Below are 14,821 nucleotides of genomic sequence, written 5' to 3'. Positions count from 1 at the left end.
CGGCCGCCGCACTGCCCGAGGGGCCCGTTCCGACAGGGGAACGGGCCCCTCACGCGGTACGGCTAGGCTCGTCCCATGTCTCGTATCGACGGCCGTACCCCCGAACAGCTCCGCCCCGTCACCATCGAACGCGGATGGAGCAAGCACGCCGAGGGCTCCGTCCTCGTCTCCTTCGGCGACACCAAGGTCTTCTGCACCGCCTCCGTCACCGAAGGCGTCCCGCGCTGGCGCAAGGGCAGCGGAGAGGGCTGGGTCACCGGCGAGTACTCGATGCTCCCGCGCGCCACCAACACGCGCGGCGACCGCGAATCCGTCCGGGGCAAGATCGGCGGCCGCACCCACGAGATCTCCCGCCTCATCGGACGCTCCCTGCGCGCCGTCATCGACTACAAGGCGCTCGGCGAGAACACCATCGTCCTCGACTGCGACGTCCTCCAGGCAGACGGCGGCACCCGCACCGCCGCCATCACCGGTGCCTACGTGGCCCTCGCCGACGCCGTCACCTGGGCCCAGGGCAAGAAGCTCGTCAAGGCCGGCCGGAAGCCCCTCACCGGCACCGTCTCCGCCGTCTCCGTCGGCATCGTCGACGGCACCCCCCTCCTCGACCTCCGCTACGAGGAGGACGTCCGCGCCGACACCGACATGAACGTCGTCTGCACCGGCGACGGCCGCTTCGTCGAGGTCCAGGGCACCGCCGAGGCCGAGCCCTTCGACCGCGCCGAGCTCAACGCCCTGCTCGACCTCGCCTCCGGCGGCTGCGCCGAACTCGCCGAGATCCAGCGCAAGGCCCTCGACGGCACGCTCTGACGGCAACCCCCCCGGACCCCGACGGCGTCCTGACGGGAAAGCGGGCGCCCGGATACCATCCGAGCGCCCGCACCAGCGCCCGTCCGGGCGTCACCCACCGGGGAGGACCCGCCTTGAAGCGCCGTCTCGCACTCGCCGTGGCCACGGCCGCCGCACTCACCACCGTCCTGAGCGGCTGCGGAGCCCTCGACACCGCCATGGACTGCGTCAAGACCGCCGACGCGATAGCCACCAGCGTCGACAAGCTCCAGCAGGCCGTCTCCAACGCCTCCAACGACCCGACGCAGATCGAGGAATCGCTGAACTCCATCTCCCAGGAACTCGGCAACCTCAAGGGCACCACCGACAACGCCGACCTCTCCAAGGCCGTCGACGACCTCACCAAGGGCGTCGACACCGTCCGCACCGCCGTGAAGAACGGCGACGCCACTCCGGACATCGCCCCCATCACCTCGGCGGCCGGTGAAGTGGCCAAGGTCTGCACCCCGGGATAATCGGTGGCATGACCCGTCTGATCCTCGCCACCCGCAACGCGGGCAAGATCACCGAACTCCACGCGATCCTCGCCGACGCGGACCTCGACCTCGACCTCGTCGGCGCGGACGCGTACCCGGAGATCCCCGACGTCAAGGAAACCGGCGTCACCTTCGCCGAGAACGCCCTGCTCAAGGCCCACGCGCTCGCGCGGGCCACCGGCCTCCCGGCCGTCGCCGACGACTCCGGCCTCTGCGTCGACGTCCTGAACGGCGCCCCCGGCATCTTCTCCGCCCGCTGGTCCGGCACCCACGGCGACGACCGCGCCAACCTGGACCTGCTCCTGGCGCAGCTCGGCGACATCGCCGACGAGCACCGCGCCGCCCACTTCGCCTGCGCCGCCGCCCTCGCCCTGCCCGACGGCACGGAACGCGTGGTCGAGGGACGGCTGGAAGGCACCCTGCGGCACACCCCCACGGGCACCAACGGCTTCGGCTACGACCCGATCCTCCAGCCCACCGGCCACACCGTCACCTGCGCGGAACTCACCCCCGCCGAGAAGAACGCCATCAGCCACCGGGGCAAGGCCTTCCGAGCCCTGGTCCCGGCGATCCACGAACTACTGGGCTGAGACCAGGCACGCGCGAGGGCCTGCACATCAATCCTTCGATGTGCAGGCCCTTGCCGGTGCGGCGGAAGGGATTCGAACCCTCAAGCCCGATCAAGGGCCACAGATCCTAAGTCTGCTGCGTCGCCATTGCGCCACCACCGCTCACCGCCTGCCATGGTACCGGGCCGGACCGCGACGACCGATCGCGCCTGCACCAGGTGTCCGTCGCCGCATGGCAGTTGGGGCACAGATAGCGAAGGTTGTCCCGGCGGTTGTCGCGCCAGTCCCCGTTGACGTGGTCGATCTGCAGGGTGATGGAGCGGCCCCTCCACATCCCCTCGTTTCCGCAGATGACGCAGCGATACGCGACTCCCGCCTCGGCGAGGGCGCGATGAAGACGGTCACGGTTCTCCCGGGACGATCCCTCGGGGCGTACCCGGAAGACCGTGGACGCGATGCTCCTGGGCGTGGTGGCCCGAACCGTCCCCCAAGGTCGCCGCTCGAAGTGCGAGGTGTCGAGCGCCAGCCCGGCCACCCACCGTCTGACCCGGCGATGGTTCTGATCGTTCACGGGGAGACCGAGGGCACGCATCACATCGGCGAAGCTGGTGGCGTCGGGCACCACCGCCCGCAGACGGGCCTCGGGCACGACGGCGCGCCTGTGGCTGAAGTGGGCGATGTCGGTTCCGTGCTTGTGGAGCAGGTGTCTGAGCGCGGCACGGGAACGGCCGTCGTCGGCCACGCCCAGCAGACGTGCCAGCTCTCTGACGCTGCCGACGGACGCGGCGGCCGTCCGGAGCTCGTCCGGAGTGAACGGCAGGTCCGTGGTCGAGCGGTTGAGTCCGGGAAAACGGCTCACGTCGATTCCCGCTGCCGTGATCCTGCGCCGGATGTGCGAGAGAGTGCCGGGCGCGGGCGGCACCCCGAGCCTCTGCGCCACTTCACGCATCGTCGTGGAGCCGACGACCGCCTCGGCGATCGCGGCGTCCGTATGTTTGCGCCAGGGGTCGCGTCGCCCGAAGTGACCGGTGTCGATGCCGTATCCGGCGACCCTCGATCGCAGTGTCCGGCGTCGTCCCCCGCTTTCCGCGACGCCGAGCCGCCGCATCAGGTCGGACCACCCCCGCGACTGCGCCACGGCCTCTTCCAGCCGTTCCCTCGTGTACGTGCTCGTTCTCATCCGTCCCCTCCTTGTGCGGCTCTCGTACGGAGCAACGAGCCGAATATCGGACGGTCACGTCATATCGCGGGCGGGTGGTCCGCGTCGGGGGTGTGTGGTGCGGGCCGGGCGTGGGTGGTCAGAATTTCGGTTCGGGGGCCTTGGACATGACCAGTTCCGCCGCTTCCTCCGGGGTCTCCACCGAGGGGGGCGAGCCCTCCAGGGGCTGCTGGGCCGTCTCCTTCATGCAGGCCACCGCGACGACGCCGACGAGGGCCGCGCCCATCGCGTAGTAGGCGGGCATCAGACTGCTGCCGGTGGCGCCGATCAGGGCGGTGATGACCAGCGGGGTCGTACCGCCGAAGAGGGAGGCCGACAGGTTGTAGCCCACCGACAGGGAGCCGTACCGCACGTTCGTCGGGAAGAGCGCGGGGAGCGCCGCCGACATCGTGCCGAGCATACAGACGAGGGAGAGGCCGAGCATCAGCATCCCCGCGGTGATCGCCGGGATGCCGCCCCGGCCGATCAGCAGGAACGCGGGCAGCGACAGGAAGAGGAAGCCGAGCATTCCCGTCATCAGGACCGGCTTGCGTCCGAACCGGTCGCTCAGACGGCCCACCTGGGTGATCACCAGCATCAGGAGCACCATCACGAGCAGCAGGACCAGCAGGCCGTGGGTCTCGCTGTAGCCGAGTTCGTCGGAGAGGTACGTCGGCATGTACGACAGCAGCATGTAGTCGGTGATGTTGTACGCGCCGACGAGCGCGACGCACAGGATGAGCGCGGGCCACTGTCGGCGGAAGATCCTGCCGAGGTCGCCCTTGGTGGAGGTCTCCGGGGGGTCCGCCGCCTCGGAGGGGTGGGCGGCGTCGGACTCCAGCCGCTGGAAGGCGGGCGTCTCGTCGAGCCGCATCCGCAGGTAGAGGCCGACCAGTCCCAGCGGGCCCGCGACGAGGAACGGCACGCGCCAGCCCCAGGCCTCCATGGTGTCGGGGCCGAGCCAGGTGGTGAGCGCCGTGACCAGGCCCGCGGCGGCGACGTATCCGGCGAGGGTGCCGAGTTCCAGGAAGCTGCCGAAGTAGCCGCGGCGACGGTCGGGCGCGTACTCGGCGATGAACGTGGAGGCTCCGCCGTACTCGCCGCCGGTGGAGAAGCCCTGGACCATGCGGAAGAGGACCAGGAGGGCCGGGGCCCAGAAGCCGATGGAGGCGTAGGAGGGGATCAGGCCGATGGCGAAGGTGCCGGCCGCCATGAGGATCATGGTGAGCGCGAGGACCTTCTTGCGGCCGATCCGGTCGCCCATCGGGCCGAAGACCATGCCGCCGAGCGGGCGTACGAGGAAGGCGACGGCGAAGGTGGCGAAGGACGAGAGCAGTTGGACGGTGTCGTTGCCCGAGGGGAAGAAGACATGTCCGAGGGTGACGGCGAGGTAGGCGTAGACGCCGAAGTCGAACCACTCCATGGCGTTGCCCAGCGAGGCCGCCTTCACGGCCCTCCTGACCGCCGCCTCGTCGGTCACGGTGATGTCGGTCCGCCGCAGCCGGGGCTGTCGGCGCCGGGTGACGGCCCGGAACAGGCGGGGGTGGCGTCTGACGGCCTCGGGGTCGGCGTCGGGGTCGCGGTCCGTGACCGGCATGGCCGTACGTCCTCTCTCCGGGAAAAGCTGCCAGAGGACCTTCTGCGCGGTCGTGCCGTTCACAAACAAAAGTCGCGCGGGACCGCGACCCCGTCACCTCGGGCGGGTCCGGCCGCCGGGGGCCGGACCGGTCGCGCCGGGCGGGCTCAGCGGTCGGGGCCGACCCCGTCCCACAGGCGGGTCCGCCCGCCGGGGGCCGGCCCCGTCCCACAGGAGGGCCGACACCGTCCCGCCGGGCGGGTTCAGCCCTCGATGGCGAGATCCCGGATGATCTTGGCGACGTGGCCGGTGGCCTTCACGTTGTAGAAGGCGTGCTCGACCTTGCCGTCCTCGTCGACGACGACGGTCGAGCGGATCACGCCGGTGACCGTCTTGCCGTAGAGCTTCTTCTCACCGAAGGCGCCGTACGCCTCCAGGGTGGTCTTCTCCGGGTCGCCGACCAGGGTGACCTTGAGGTTCTCCTTCTCGCGGAACTTCGCCAGCTTCTCCGGCTTGTCCGGCGAGACGCCGATGACGTCGTAGCCCGCCGCGGCCAGCACGTCCAGGTTGTCCGTGAAGTCACAGGCCTGCTTGGTGCAGCCGGGGGTGAGGGCCGCCGGGTAGAAGTAGACGATGACCTTGCGGCCCTTGTGGTCCGCGAGGGAGACCTCGTTGCCGTCCGCGTCGGGCAGGGTGAAGGCGGGGGCGGTGTCGCCGGGCTGCAGTCGCTCGCTCATGGCTCTCCTCGGGATGGTTCGCGTACGCGATCAGAGCCTAATGGGGGTCGGGGACGGCCCGATGGCGGCAGAGCTGACAGACTGTCCACCAGGACCGGTCGAGGACCGGTCGGACGACCGGATCACGACTACGGAGGCAGCGCGGTGTCGGAGGCCAGGACCCCTGCGCAGATCGAGGCGGACATCGTCCGCCGGCGCGAGCAGCTCGCCGTCACTCTCGACGAGATCGGTATGAGGGTGCATCCGAAGACGATCATCGGGGACGCGAAGGCCAAGGTCGCTTCGACGGTCGACGAGACCGCCGGGCGTGCCTTCGTCGCCGTGAACCGGGTCGTCTCGGATGTGAAGGCGCGTTTCACCCATGAGGACGGCGCTCCTCGGCTCGACCGTGTGGTGCCCGCCGCTCTGGTGGTCGTCGCGGTGGTCGGGCTGCTCGCGGCGTCCTCCCGCAAGGGCAGGGCGTGACCCGGACCGGCAACCAGCGCCGGGGCCGGGCGGGTAGGTTCACCCCGTGAGCGAGAACACGCACGACAAGCTGCCCATCCGGATGCTGCACGACCGGGTCCTGGTCCGTACGGACTCCCCGGAGGGGGAGCGGCGTTCCGGTGGCGGCATCCTGATCCCGGCGACGGCCGCCGTCGGCCGCAGGCTGGCCTGGGCCGAGGTCGTCGCGGTCGGGCAGAACGTCCGGACGGTCGAGCTCGGTGACCGGGTGCTGTACGACCCCGAGGACCGGGCCGAGGTCGAGGTGCGGGGCACCGCGTACGTGCTGATGCGCGAGCGCGATCTGCACGCGGTGGCGGCGGACCGGTTCCAGGGAGCTTCGGACTCGACCGGCCTGTATCTGTAGGGCGGGACGGCCGTGAGGGCCCCGGTGACCAGGGTCACCGGGGCCCTTCGCCGTTCTTTGCTAGCCTGGTGACACACCCGACGAGACGCGCCGTACCGGGATCGACAAGACGACGCATCCCTGTTGTTCCGTCTCGCGGAGGTGTCGTCATGGCCTGGGTTCTTCTGATCATCGCGGGTCTGCTGGAAGTCGGCTGGTCGATCGGGATGAAGTACACCGAGGGCTTCACCCGTCTGTGGCCGAGCGTGTTCACCGGTGCCGGGATCGTCGTCTCCATGGTGCTGCTGTCGCAGGCGGCGAAGACGCTGCCGATCGGTACGGCGTACGGCGTGTGGGTCGGTATCGGCGCGGCCGGTGCGGCGGTGGTCGGCATGGTGGTGCTCGGGGAGCCCGCGACCGCGGCCCGGATCTTCTTCGTCTGTCTGCTGCTGGTCGCCGTGGTGGGCCTCAAGGCGACCTCGGGTCACTGACCGCGCGGGCCGAGGGGGGTCCGGGGGCCGCGTGAGGCCGCCCCCGGGCCCGCTTCGCCCGTCACGTACGGCTCGGCCGAACCGTCCGTGCCGCCCGCCGGGCCGTCCGGCACCGGCGGGACCGTCGGCGGGTCCTCCGTCCCCGGCATCAGCCGCAGGTCGAAGTCGCGGGGTTCGCCGTCGGCCAGGGCTTCCCGGGTGAAGGCGCCCCAGATCTCGGCGGGCGGCCCGCCTCCGTTGATCCGGGGCAGTCCGAGGGCCCCGTACAGCGGTTTCTGGTGGCCCGTCCCGGGGTCCTGGCCCATCAGCGCGACGACGGTCGCGAGGTCCGGGGTGTATCCGGCGAACCAGGCGGCCTTGTCGTCCTCCGCCGTGCCCGTCTTGCCCGCCGCGGGACGTCCGGCGGCCTGCGCGGCCGTTCCGGTGCCCGAGGCGACGACGCTGCGCAGGATCGACGTGGTCGTGTCGGCGGCTTCCCTGCTGACGGCCTGCCGGGCGGCGACGGCGGGCACGGTCACGTTCCGGCCGTCCCTGGTGATCCGTTCGACCAGGGTGGCGGCGCCGTGCCTGCCGTGCGCGGCGAGGGTGGCGTAGGCGGTGGCCATGTCGAGGACGCTGGCGGTGGCGGGGCCGAGCGCGATGGAGGGGGAGGCGGTGAGGTCGGGGGTGGTGGTGGGCACGCCGAGGGCGACGGCGGTGCGCCGTACGTGGCCGGGGCCGACGTCCACGGCCATCTGGGCGTACACGGCGTTCACGGAGAGGTCGGTGGCGGTGCCGACGGGGATCTCGCCGTAGCTGGTGTCGTCCTCGTTGGCGGGGTCGTAGGGGCTTCCGTTCCAGCCCTCCACCGGGCGCCGGTTGCTTCCGTCGTACACCGTGTACGGGGTGATGGGCTCGCCCTGCTGGGTCTGGGCACCGCTCTGGACGGCCGCGGTGAAGACGAAGGGCTTGAAGGTGGAGCCGACCTGGTAGTCGCGGCGGGTGGCGTTGTTGACGTACTGCCGGGTGTAGTCGATCCCGCCGTACAGGGCGAGGACCTTGCCGTCGGCGGGGTCGACGGCCGCCGCTCCGACGCGGACGTACCGGTCGGCGGGGGAGCGGGTGGGGTCGAGCCGGGAGACGACCCGGTCCTCGACGGCCCGGACGAGCGACTCCTGTTTGGCGGGGTCGAGGGTGGTGGTGATCCGGAAGCCGCCGCGGGCGAGGGTCTTCTCGTCGACGACGCCGTGGCCGGTGAGGTACTCCTCGACGGCCCGGACGAGGTAGCCGCGCTGTCCGGCGAGTCCGGCGGAGGCGCGGGCGTCCTCGGGGGCGGGGAAGCGGGCGGTGGCGCGGGCTGCGGGGGTGAGCCGGCCCTCGGTGACCATGCCGTCGAGGACGTAGTTCCAGCGGGCGACGGCCTTGGCGCGGTTCTCGGGGTGGGTGGTGACGTCGTAGGCGCTGGGGGCCTTGAGGAGGGAGGCGAGGTAGGCGGCCTCGGCGGTGTCGAGCCGTTCGACGTCCTTGCCGTAGTAGGCGCGGGCGGCGGCCTGGACGCCGTAGGCGTTGCGGCCGAAGTAGCTGGTGTTCAGATAGCCCTGGAGGATCTCGTCCTTGGTCTTCTCGCGGCCCAGCTTGATCGCGATGAAGAACTCCTTCGCCTTGCGGCTGAGGGTCTGTTCCTGGCCCAGGTAGTAGTTCTTGACGTACTGCTGGGTGATGGTGGAGCCGGACTGGCGGCCCTTGCCGGTGACGGTGTTCCAGGCGGCGCGGAGCATCGCCTTGGGGTCGACGGCCGGTGAGGTGTGGAAGTCGCGGTCCTCGGCGGCGAGGACGGCGTCCCGGAGGGCGGGCGGGACGCGGTCGAGGGGGACGCTCTCGCGGTTGACCTCGCCGTCCCGGGCGAGGGTGCTGCCGTCGCGGTACAGGTAGACGTTGGACTGGGCGACGGCGGCGGAGTTGGCGGGCGGGATCTCCACGAGGAGGTATCCGGCGGCGAAGGCTCCGGCGAGGGCCAGGGTGCCGAGGAGGGACAGCCCGAGGAGGGTGCGCAGGACGCGTCGGAGGGGGCGGCGCCCCGGCGCGGGGGGCGGGGGAGCGGGGAGGGTGGGGTCCCTCGGCTCCCAGCCGGGTGGAGGGGTCGGCCGGGGGGCGTCGGGGTCGCTCGTACCGGAGGAAGGGGGCATGGCACCTCATATTGCCTGTAAGGCCCGGAAAGTCTTGATTGCGACCCGAATGTCACCTTCTTCCGTGGGTGTTCGGGAGTGGCGTAAAACCGGTCGCGGCGGCCCGCCGCCCCCGCTAAGGTCGTGCGCTTCGGCGTTTTTCGGGTGGTTTGCGGAGTCGCGGCCCCGTGGACCGGAAGGGGGAACGACATGCTGCGGCTGTACGCGACGGTGGCCGCGGGCGGGTTCCGGCGCCACGCCACCTACCGGGTGGCGACGGTGGCGGGCGTCTTCACCAACAGCGTCTTCGGTCTGGTCATCTCGTACACCTATCTCGCGCTCTGGGGCGAACGCCCGCACCTCGGCGGCTACTCCGCGGACGACGCCCTCGCCTACGTGTGGCTCGGACAGGCCCTGCTCACCGTCTGCGGACTGATGGGCGGCGGCTTCGAGGACGAGATCATCGAACGGGTCAGGACCGGGGACATCGCGGTGGACCTCTACCGCCCCGCCGACCTCCAGACCTGGTGGTTCTCGGCCAATGCGGGCCGGTGCGCCTTCCAGCTCCTCGGCCGGGGCGTCGTCCCCATGGTGATCGGCTGGCTCGTCTTCCGCTTCACCCTGCCGCCGGGCCCCGGCACCTGGCTCGCCTTCCTGGTGGCGGTGGCCCTGGGCGCCGTCGTCAGCTTCGCGATCTGGTACCTCGTCGCGATGAGCGCCTTCTGGCTGCTCGACGGCCAGGGAGTGGTCCAGGTGGTCTGGCTCACCGGCCTGTTCTTCTCCGGGATGCTGCTCCCCCTGAACGTCTTCCCCGGCACCCTCGGCGAGATCGCCCGCGCGCTGCCCTGGGCGGCGCTGCTCCAGGTCCCGGCCGATGTGTACCTGGGCGAGTACCGGGGCTGGGGGCTCGCGGGCGCGTACGCCTTCCAGGGCTGCTGGGCCCTCGCCCTGCTCGGCGCGGGCCGGGCGGCGCAGACGGCGGCGACCCGGAAGGTGGTGGTCCAGGGTGGCTGAGCGACCGATCCCGGAGGACCGCGCCCCGCGCGCGTACGGGCCGCTCCCGGAGGGCCGTGCTCCGCGCGCGTACGGGCCGCCGGTCGGCTCCTGGCAGACGTACCGGATGGTGGCGGGCATGTGGATCCGCTCCACCATGACGTACCGCGCGTCCTTCGTCCTCACCCTGGTGACCAGCTTCTGCGTCACCTTCTTCGACTTCGTCGTGATCCTGCTGATGTTCGGTCAGGTGCGCGGGCTCGGCGGCTTCTCCTTCGCCGAGGTCGCCCTGCTCTACGGGACGGCGGGCACGTCCTTCGGGATCGCCGATCTGACGGCGGGTTCGATCCAGCGGATGGGACGACGGGTGCGGGACGGCTCCCTCGACACCTTCCTGATGCGCCCGGCGCCGCTCCTCGCGCAGGTGGCGGCGGACAAGTTCGCGCTGCGCCGCTTCGGCCGGGTGCTCCAGGGGCTGACCGTCCTCGTCTGGGGGCTGTGCCTGCTCGATGTGGCGTGGACCCCGGTGAAGGCGCTGCTCCTCGTGGTGGCGGTGGTCTGCGGGGCGGTGATCTTCGCCGCGCTGATGGTGCTCGGGGCGTCCGCGCTGTTCTGGATGCAGGACGCGGCGGAGGTGACGAACGCCTTCACGTACGGCGGGAACACCCTCCTCGGCTATCCGCCCACGGTCTTCGCGCAGGACCTCGTCCGGGGCGTGGTGTACGTGGTGCCGCTGGCGTTCGTGAACTGGCTGCCGGTCCTCCACGTCCTCGGCCGGCCGGCCCCCGCCGGGGTGCCGGAGTGGGCGGGCTTCGCCTCACCGCTGGTCGCGGCCTTCTGCTGCGGGGTCGCGGCGCTGGCCTGGCGGGCGGGGGTCCGCTCGTACCGGTCGACGGGGAGCTGAGGGGGCGGCCGGAGAGAAGGCACCTGGTCCGGAGCCGGAGCCGGAGCCGGAGCCGGAATCGCAGCCGCAGCCGACATCGGCACGGCGGTCGGCACGGCAGCCGGAATCGAAGTCGTACCGATCGAATCGAAAGGAAGCCGAGCACCGTGGCGTTCATCGAGCTGGAATCCCTGGAGAAGACGTTCACGGTCCGCCGCAGGACGGGCCCGTTCCGCCGGGAGCGGCGCGAGGTCCGGGCCGTCGACGGCATCAGCTTCCGCGTGGAGCGCGGCGAGATGGTCGGCTACATCGGCCCCAACGGCGCCGGGAAGTCCACCACCATCAAGATGCTCACCGGCATCCTCACCCCCACCGGCGGGCGGCTGAGCGTCGCGGGCATCGACCCGGCCCGCGAACGCACCCGGCTAGCCCAGCGGATGGGAGTCGTCTTCGGGCAGCGCACCACCCTCTGGTGGGACCTGCCGCTGAAGGACTCGTACCGGCTGATGCACCGCATGTACCGCATCCCCGACGCCCGCTACCGGGAGAACCTCGCCCGCTGCGTGGAACTCCTCGAACTCGGCGAGCTGCTCGACGTGCCCGTCCGGCAGCTCTCCCTCGGCCAGCGGATGCGCGGCGACATCGCGGCGGCGCTGCTCCACGACCCGGAGGTGCTCTACCTCGACGAGCCGACCATCGGCCTGGACGTCGTCTCGAAGTCACGGGTACGGGAGTTCCTGCGCGACCTGAACGACACCCGGAACACCACGGTCCTCCTCACCACCCACGACCTCACCGACATCGAACAGCTCTGCTCCCGGGTCATGGTCATCGACCACGGGCGGCTGATGTACGACGGGGCGCTCGCCGGACTCCACGCCGTCGGCGAGAGCGAACGGCTCCTCGTCGTGGACCTCGAACGGGAGGCGCCGCCGATCGAGGACGTGCCGGGGGCCCGCTTCGTACGGGCGGAGGGACCCCGCCAGTGGCTCGCGTTCCCGGCGACCGCCTCGGCCGCGCCGCTGGTCGCGGCGGTGGCCGCCCGGCACCCCTTGATCGACCTCTCGGTGCGGGAACCCGACATCGAGGCGGTGATCGCGAAGATGTACGGGGGAACTCGGGAGGACCGCCGGGAGTCCCTGAGGTAGGAGGTCAGCAGATGGTGAGTTTTTCGTACACGGCAGCCGACGAGGAGAAGAGCAGAGGGGTCCGCCGCATGAAGGTGCTGGCGACCTCGCTCCTCGTCGGCGTGGCGGTGGTCTACGCCCTCGCCACCTGGGCGCGGAGCGCGGGCGCCGGGCCCTGGGCCGGGTACGTCGCGGCGGCGGCGGAGGCGGGCATGGTCGGCGCGCTCGCCGACTGGTTCGCGGTGACGGCCCTCTTCCGGCACCCCCTGGGGCTGCCGATCCCGCACACGGCGATCATCCCGAAGAAGAAGGACCAGCTGGGCGCCTCGCTCGGCTCGTTCGTCGGGGAGAACTTCCTGTCGGCGGACGTCGTACGGGGCAGGCTGGCGGCCCTCGCCATCGGGCGCAGGGTCGGCGGCTGGCTGGCCGACCCGGCGCACGCGGACCGGGTCACGGCGGAGGCGTCGACCGCGCTGCGCGGGGCGCTCACCGTGCTGCGGGACTCCGACGTGCAGGCGGTCGTCGGCGAGGCGATCACCCGCCGCGCCGAGTCGGCGGAGATCGCGCCGGGCCTCGGCAAGACCCTGGAGAAGGTCGTCTCCGACGGGGCCCACCACCGGGCCGTCGACCTGATCTGCACCCGTGCCCACGACTGGCTCGTCACCCACGGCGACTCGGTGATGGACGCGGTGCAGGGCGGCGCGCCGGGCTGGACGCCCCGCTTCGTCGACAAGCGGATCGGGGAGCGGGTCTACAAGGAGCTGCTCCGTTTCGTCACGGAGATGCGGGACATGCCGGCCCATCCGGCGCGCGGGGCGATCGACCGTTTCCTCACCGACTTCGCGGCCGACCTCCAGGCCGACACGGACACCCGGGCCCGGGTGGAGCGCCTCAAGTCGGAGCTGCTGGCCCGCCCCGAGGTCCAGGACATCATCGCCTCGGCCTGGTCGTCGGTCCGCAACCTGATCATCGCGGCGGCCGAGGACGACCGCAGCCAGCTCCGGCTGCGGGCCCGCGCCTCGCTGATCTCCCTGGGCAACCGGCTGGCGACGGACACCCGGCTCCAGACGAAGGTGGACGGCTGGGCGGAGGACGCGGCGGCCTATCTGGTGACGACGTACCGCGCGGAGATCACGTCCCTGATCACGGACACGGTGGCGGGCTGGGACGCCACCCAGACCTCGAAGAAGATCGAGGCGAACATCGGCCGCGACCTCCAGTTCATCCGCATCAACGGCACGGTGGTCGGCGCGCTGGCGGGCCTGCTGATCTACACGGTGAGCCACGCGGTGGGCGGCTGAGCCCCGCCCTCGCGGCCACCGGGCCCGCCCCGCACGGGCTCTGGCGGCGCCTGCGCCCCCGACCGTACGGCCCCGGCGGTGCCTGCCCCGCCCGTACCGGCCCCGGCGGTGCCTGCGCCCTGCTCGTACGACCCCCGGCGGTGCCTGCGCTGCCCGTACGGCCCCCCCGGCCGTGCCTGCGCCCCCCGGTACGGACCCTGCTGGAGGCTGAGGCCCGCCTTCACGGGCTCCGGTAGGGGCTGAGCTCCGTGCTCACCGGCTCCGGCGGGGACCCGGCCTTCACGGACGCGGGCTCAGCCCCTGTCGCGGGTGGCGGCCCAGGAGGCGGCGGCGACGGCCCCGGCGACGGAGAACACGGCGGGCCAGGCGCCGATCTTCCTGGCGAGGGGATGGGACCCGGCGAACCCGGCGAGGTAGGCGGCCCCGAGCCCGGCGGCCACCTTCGCCCCACCGACCCGCCGCCACTCGTACGCGGCGACGCCCCCGGCCCCGAGGAGCACCACGCCACCGAGCGGCCGCTTCCCGCTCCACCGGGCAACGGCATAACCCCCCACGAGTCCGGCGGCGGCGACGGCGGGGGAGGGGATGGGGGGCATGGCGGGGCCTTCCTGGTAGGTCGGTCGGTGCCCTTTGAGCCTACGAGGGGACGCGAACGTTCTCCGCACCGGCCACGGAACCCGGCTCGTTCGGACCGCGCGTGGCGCACTCGGCGCACAGCGTCTCGTCGGCGAGGGGCCGGAACAGCATGGGCTGGATGTGGTTCCCGCCGCATTCGCGTGTGCCTTCGAGACGAGCGGAGAGCCGACTCCCCGACCGGGGAGGCAGGGCGCGGGGCGGTACGTCGCAGAGGAGGTAGCGGACGAGGCCGCCGGGCCGGTGCACGGGTGTTCCGGCGCCGGGCAGCCCGCGCAGGACGTGCTCGTGGACGTCTGCGGAGGCGTGTCCTGCGTCTAGCCAGCGGGCGGCGAGGCGGGTGAGTTCGTCGCGCATCCCGGGCGGGATGTGGCGGAGGGCGGGGGAGAGGAGGGGCAGTGAGCCGACGAGGGTGCGGGCCTCTTCGCGGGAGGGGCTGCTGGGTGAGCCGTCGGAGGCCTCGGCGGTGGGTCCAACGGTCTCGCCCTCGCTCGCCACCGGCGGAGGGTTGGAGGTGTCTTCCAGCAGGTCTTTCTTTGGATGACGGTCGGTGGACGGGGTCGTCGGTCCACCGGCGGCCGGTTTCGGGGGACTCGGTACGACCTGCGGGGACGCAAGGTTCGCGCAGGCGAGGAGTGGGGTCTTGGCGAGGATCTTAACGGCCTCGTCCGAAGTCAACGGCGTGCTGGAGACGAGCTGTTGGGTGACCCAGTGACCTCCGGCGCCCTGGACCTTCCGCTCGTGCACGAACCCTTCTTCCTTGAGCTGCCGCTTGGCCCGGCTGAAGGAACATGCCCCGATCCGGGCACGCCCGGCGCTCTTGGAGAGCGACTCACGAGCGTCCTGCGGAAGGGAGAGCTGCCAGGTGAGGAGCCGAACGGCGTCGGAACTGAGCCGAGGATGCCGGATGAGCTCGTGCGAGAACTGGGTGAAGGCGCGAGAGGGCGCGATAACGTTGCGGTAGATCACAGTGGGCTTCTTCCACTAGTGGTTCAGGCCCTCGCCGACGGGTGCAACC

General features: G+C 71.7%; 16 protein-coding genes, 1 tRNA gene and 1 riboswitch. Of the genes, 10 read left to right on the top strand and 7 right to left on the bottom strand.

Annotated features, from left to right (window positions below; translation table 11 throughout):
- The first annotated feature begins 75 nt into the window (after window positions 1-75).
- From rph to rdgB, 3 genes are all read left to right on the top strand, one after another.
- Complete coding sequence (gene rph, locus ACIO92_RS21795; protein WP_366441048.1) at window positions 76-807, top strand: ribonuclease PH; 732 nt, start codon at window positions 76-78, stop codon at window positions 805-807.
- A gap of 113 nt (window positions 808-920) precedes the next feature.
- Window positions 921-1,301, top strand: coding sequence for a hypothetical protein (locus ACIO92_RS21790; protein ID WP_351782748.1), 381 nt, complete (start codon window positions 921-923; stop codon window positions 1,299-1,301).
- Between the two features lie 8 nt (window positions 1,302-1,309).
- Window positions 1,310-1,912 carry an RdgB/HAM1 family non-canonical purine NTP pyrophosphatase gene (gene rdgB, locus ACIO92_RS21785; protein ID WP_366441050.1) on the top strand — a complete coding sequence of 201 codons (603 nt, stop codon included), beginning with the start codon at window positions 1,310-1,312 and terminating at the stop codon, window positions 1,910-1,912.
- Window positions 1,913-1,969: 57 nt separating this feature from the next.
- Here the strand turns inward: rdgB and ACIO92_RS21780 are convergent.
- From ACIO92_RS21780 to bcp, 4 genes are all read right to left on the bottom strand, one after another.
- Window positions 1,970-2,053 (bottom strand) — tRNA-Leu (locus tag ACIO92_RS21780).
- Complete coding sequence (locus ACIO92_RS21775) at window positions 2,019-3,071, bottom strand: HNH endonuclease signature motif containing protein (protein WP_402058664.1); 1,053 nt, start codon at window positions 3,069-3,071, stop codon at window positions 2,019-2,021. The genes ACIO92_RS21780 and ACIO92_RS21775 overlap by 35 nt, the downstream gene beginning before the upstream one ends.
- Before the next feature lie 118 nt (window positions 3,072-3,189).
- Window positions 3,190-4,686, bottom strand: a complete 1,497-nt coding sequence (gene proP, locus ACIO92_RS21770) for a glycine betaine/L-proline transporter ProP (RefSeq protein ID WP_401237288.1) — start codon at window positions 4,684-4,686, stop codon at window positions 3,190-3,192.
- A 242-nt stretch (window positions 4,687-4,928) separates the two neighbouring features.
- Window positions 4,929-5,402: a thioredoxin-dependent thiol peroxidase gene (bcp, locus tag ACIO92_RS21765; RefSeq protein ID WP_351782733.1), complete on the bottom strand. Its 474-nt coding sequence runs from the start codon at window positions 5,400-5,402 to the stop codon at window positions 4,929-4,931.
- Between the two features lie 144 nt (window positions 5,403-5,546).
- Here bcp and ACIO92_RS21760 point away from each other — a divergent pair, with 144 nt between their 5' ends.
- From ACIO92_RS21760 to ACIO92_RS21750, 3 genes are all read left to right on the top strand, one after another.
- A complete protein-coding gene (locus tag ACIO92_RS21760) occupies window positions 5,547-5,867 on the top strand; it encodes a DUF3618 domain-containing protein (protein ID WP_366441054.1) in 321 nt (106 codons plus the stop codon).
- Window positions 5,868-5,913: 46 nt separating this feature from the next.
- Window positions 5,914-6,252 (top strand): co-chaperone GroES, encoded by a 339-nt coding sequence (locus ACIO92_RS21755; RefSeq protein ID WP_366441055.1) that lies wholly within the window; start codon window positions 5,914-5,916, stop codon window positions 6,250-6,252.
- A 54-nt stretch (window positions 6,253-6,306) separates the two neighbouring features.
- Window positions 6,307-6,371: riboswitch (guanidine-III (ykkC-III) riboswitch) on the top strand.
- Between the two features lie 30 nt (window positions 6,372-6,401).
- Window positions 6,402-6,722 carry a multidrug efflux SMR transporter gene (locus ACIO92_RS21750; protein ID WP_351782724.1) on the top strand — a complete coding sequence of 107 codons (321 nt, stop codon included), beginning with the start codon at window positions 6,402-6,404 and terminating at the stop codon, window positions 6,720-6,722.
- On the opposite strand, the gene ACIO92_RS21745 is transcribed toward ACIO92_RS21750, so the two are convergent.
- Entirely contained in the window at window positions 6,716-8,887 is a 2,172-nt protein-coding gene (locus ACIO92_RS21745) for a transglycosylase domain-containing protein (RefSeq protein WP_366441056.1), read from the bottom strand. The genes ACIO92_RS21750 and ACIO92_RS21745 overlap by 7 nt on opposite strands.
- Before the next feature lie 192 nt (window positions 8,888-9,079).
- Here ACIO92_RS21745 and ACIO92_RS21740 point away from each other — a divergent pair, with 192 nt between their 5' ends.
- The 4 genes from ACIO92_RS21740 to ACIO92_RS21725 all read left to right on the top strand — a co-directional run bounded on the left by ACIO92_RS21740 (window position 9,080) and on the right by ACIO92_RS21725 (window position 13,170).
- Window positions 9,080-9,880, top strand: coding sequence for an ABC transporter permease (locus tag ACIO92_RS21740; RefSeq protein ID WP_401237350.1), 801 nt, complete (start codon window positions 9,080-9,082; stop codon window positions 9,878-9,880).
- Entirely contained in the window at window positions 9,873-10,763 is an 891-nt protein-coding gene (locus ACIO92_RS21735; protein WP_402282762.1) for an ABC transporter permease, read from the top strand. The genes ACIO92_RS21740 and ACIO92_RS21735 overlap by 8 nt, the downstream gene beginning before the upstream one ends.
- Before the next feature lie 146 nt (window positions 10,764-10,909).
- On the top strand, window positions 10,910-11,890 hold the full coding sequence (locus ACIO92_RS21730) for an ATP-binding cassette domain-containing protein (RefSeq protein ID WP_366441058.1): 981 nt from the start codon (window positions 10,910-10,912) through the stop codon (window positions 11,888-11,890).
- A gap of 11 nt (window positions 11,891-11,901) precedes the next feature.
- Window positions 11,902-13,170, top strand: coding sequence for a DUF445 domain-containing protein (locus ACIO92_RS21725; RefSeq protein ID WP_366441059.1), 1,269 nt, complete (start codon window positions 11,902-11,904; stop codon window positions 13,168-13,170).
- A 293-nt stretch (window positions 13,171-13,463) separates the two neighbouring features.
- Here the strand turns inward: ACIO92_RS21725 and ACIO92_RS21720 are convergent, their stop codons facing one another.
- Both ACIO92_RS21720 and ACIO92_RS21715 read right to left on the bottom strand, forming a co-directional pair.
- Window positions 13,464-13,766 (bottom strand): hypothetical protein, encoded by a 303-nt coding sequence (locus ACIO92_RS21720; RefSeq protein WP_366441060.1) that lies wholly within the window; start codon window positions 13,764-13,766, stop codon window positions 13,464-13,466.
- Between the two features lie 40 nt (window positions 13,767-13,806).
- Window positions 13,807-14,772 (bottom strand): hypothetical protein, encoded by a 966-nt coding sequence (locus ACIO92_RS21715; protein WP_402282765.1) that lies wholly within the window; start codon window positions 14,770-14,772, stop codon window positions 13,807-13,809.
- Window positions 14,773-14,821 lie beyond the last annotated feature (49 nt).

Source organism: Streptomyces sp. NPDC087215, assembly GCF_044744885.1.
Lineage (GTDB): Bacteria > Actinomycetota > Actinomycetes > Streptomycetales > Streptomycetaceae > Streptomyces.
This window is presented reverse-complemented; position numbering and strand designations above follow the sequence as displayed.